Annotated in this window: 3 protein-coding genes; 1 reads left to right on the top strand and 2 read right to left on the bottom strand. The window is 59.6% G+C overall.

The genetic code is table 11. The features are described 5' to 3' along the window. Together B3C64_RS07850 and B3C64_RS07845 are read right to left on the bottom strand one after the other, a co-directional pair. On the bottom strand, positions 1-818 hold an 818-nt coding region (locus tag B3C64_RS07850), incomplete at its 3' end, for a YggS family pyridoxal phosphate enzyme (RefSeq protein WP_291534923.1). Between the two features lie 313 nt (positions 819-1,131). Then, complete coding sequence (locus B3C64_RS07845; RefSeq protein ID WP_291534921.1) at positions 1,132-1,539, bottom strand: HTH domain-containing protein; 408 nt, start codon at positions 1,537-1,539, stop codon at positions 1,132-1,134. Between the two features lie 247 nt (positions 1,540-1,786). Between B3C64_RS07845 and B3C64_RS07840 the strand changes: the two genes are divergently transcribed. After that, positions 1,787-2,949: glutamyl-Q tRNA(Asp) synthetase (locus B3C64_RS07840; RefSeq protein ID WP_291534920.1), on the top strand; the 1,163-nt coding region annotated here is incomplete at its 3' end.

Genomic DNA, 2,949 nt, shown 5'->3' with positions numbered 1-2,949 from the left:
CGCAGATGCGCGAAGCCCCTGCGAATCGTCTTCTCATCGTCCACATGCGCGCCAATGGTCATCAATCCCTGCAGTTCGACGCCGTCCAGCGTGCCGATCTTCTGCGCGGTGCGAATCGCATACGCCGGATCGCATCCCGACTTCGATTCCTCGCCGGATTCGTTGACCTCCAGCAGCACGCCGACGGTGATGCCGCGGGCCACGGCCCTGCGTGCGATCTTTTCGGCCAGTTCGATCGAATCCACCGATTCGATGGTGTTCACCACCGGAAGGACCTTGCCGATCTTGTTGCTCTGCAGCTGTCCGATGAGATGGAACGGAATGCGCACGGCGCCAGCGGCCCCACCGACCGTGGACAACGCATTGGCGGCGTCAGCTGTACCGGCCGCTCCAATAACGCCAGCGCCCGCACCGCCAGCGACGACGGGACCACCGGCATTATCAGTACCGGCAGCAACCAAGCCCCCAGCGACACCAGCACCGGAACCCCCAGCAACACCGCCATTCGCACCGTCCGTTCCCAAAACGAAACCACGTTCCGCACAGCGCCTCATCAGCCCTTCGGTCTTCGCCACGACTTCCTGGGGACGATTCTCCCCGATCATGCGCACGCCGGCATCGATCGCGGCCATGATCTCACCGACGTCACGGGTTTTGGTCGCGGCGAGCAGTCTGACGGAACCGGCGTCACGACCGGAGGCCGCTTCGGCCGCCGCGATGCGGTCCAGCACGCGATGCACGCCGTCCGCGATCTCCGTGGCGCGCGCGTCATCGATCACTTCATTGGCAAGATTCTTATGGTCCATATAAGCGGTCATCTCATCGCCTCTTCAATTCCGTTCGATTTCGATTCATTCCGAATTCCGGCACTGGTTCCAAAGATAGAAAGAAGCCCGTACGACAGGCCGGAAGTGAAGCGATAAAGCGGCCAAAACGCGTACGGGCTGTAATGACAAGACGGCAGGCGATCGAAGGGGGAACTTCAACCATGCCGTCTCTGCTGGATATTGTATGAGCGTTGTCACGCGCCGATAGCCATTCCCGCGCTTAGGAAATTTTTCAGCATTCGTCCAGCACCCTATCAGCTTTCACAAAACCGATGAAACGAACACAATATATGTTCGATATTCGTTATTTTTCCAATGCGCCGATACGTCGTTCAAGCTCGTCCATGCGTTCCTTCAACGCGAACATCTGGCAGGTCAGCGATTGGATCTTACCCATCTGCAATGTGACCATATGGTCGAATTCCGTGTTCGATTCCGGCTGGGCGACATCGACGCGCTTCGCGGCTTTGACGATTTCGTCGTCGTGCTTCCACCGCGCGATGTTGCGTTCGACGCGCTTATGCCCCACAATGCTTGGGCTCAGACCCGCCGAGGTGAAGATCACGCTCGGCCGCTCGCCGTTCAGATAGCGATGCATGCACATGATTTGGAAATCGCGCGCATAGGTGATGCGGTTCTCCGTCACCGCGGAAACCGCGGGCAAGGAACGGAGATATTCGATTTCCATCTGGCTGAATCGTCTTTTCGTCATATTCGTTTCACTTCCTATATGATCATTACGACCATGCACGCTTCGTGTAAACCCCAACACATGTAGTAAACCATAAATGGGGGGTCAAAAGCTGACATATAGCCGAACGCTGAAACATAATGTGACGAAAATCACCAAAAAAATCTCAAAGAATGCGGTTCCATGGGTAAAGTTGCATACGCCGTTGATTTTCGTCGCTTTTGGTTCGATGAGGTTCATTGAAGTCCAGGTCCATGAGGAGGCAAGCATGCCCGGCCGTTTTGCTCCGACGCCATCCGGACGTATGCATATCGGCAATATCTATGCGATGTTGGGCGCTTGGCTGTCCGCGCGCAGCCGCGATGACGGCATGATTCTGCGCATCGAGGACATCGACGGGCCGCGCGTCGTTCCCGGTGCCGCCGACGCGATGATGGATGACCTTCGTTGGCTTGGCTTGGATTGGGATGGCGATCCGGTTTTCCAATCCGCCCGGCATGACATGTACGAGGACGCCTTGCGCCACCTGCGCGGGCTTGACGTGTCCGACGTGTTGGATTCCCTCGGACCAGCGGATGCCGGCACTGCGTCACGACCTGGCAAACGACCGGATGCGGCGTCCCCCATCCTTGTGGATTCCTCGGCGCCGCTGGTGTATCCCTGTTTCTGCTCGCGCGCGGATATCCGGGCGGCGTCGGCGCCACAGGAGGGCGACCGGTTCATGGTGTATCCGGGCACGTGCCGACGCCTCGCCGCGACCGATCCGGCGCAAACGCGGGAACGCGTCCTGCGCGGAGATCGTCATTCGCTGCGCATCGCCATGCCGGAACCGGTTGCGGACGGCACCGATGCGGTGATTTCCTTCGAGGACGAGGTGTTCGGCATGCAGCGATTCGATTTGCCCCGCGACATCGGCGACACCATCATCCGCCGTGCCGATGGATTGTTCTCCTACCAGCTGGTCGTGGTGGTCGACGATCTGACCATGCGGGTCGATGACATCGTGCGGGGACGGGATCTGCTGCGTTCCAACGCCTTGCAGATATACATCCGGCGGGCTTTGATCGCCAGCGGCTTCGTTGACCGCCCGGCGTCCGATTCCTCGGCCTGCGATTCCGCAACGTCCGGCCAAACCGCATCCGCCGAGCATCCGCATTACGCGCATCTGCCACTCATCGACAATGCTGGCGGACGGCGTCTTGCCAAACGCGAGCGATCACTGGACATGGGCGTGCTTCGCGCGCACGGCGTCACCGCCGAACGCGTCATCGGCTATTGCGCTTGGCTGTTGGGATTGCAGGGATCGCCGTCAAAGACGGTTCCCCAGCCGATGAGCGCATCCGAGGCGCTGTCCGAATTCGATTGGGCCAAGGTCCGCGCCGACACCACCGACCGGCGTATCGACCAGCGTGCGTTCGACGAATATTTCGG

The sequence above is a fragment of the Bifidobacterium sp. UBA6881 genome, assembly GCA_002451435.1.
GTDB lineage: Bacteria > Actinomycetota > Actinomycetes > Actinomycetales > Bifidobacteriaceae > Bifidobacterium.
The sequence above is the reverse complement of the archived record's forward strand: the minus strand, read 5'-3'. Positions and strand labels throughout refer to the sequence as shown.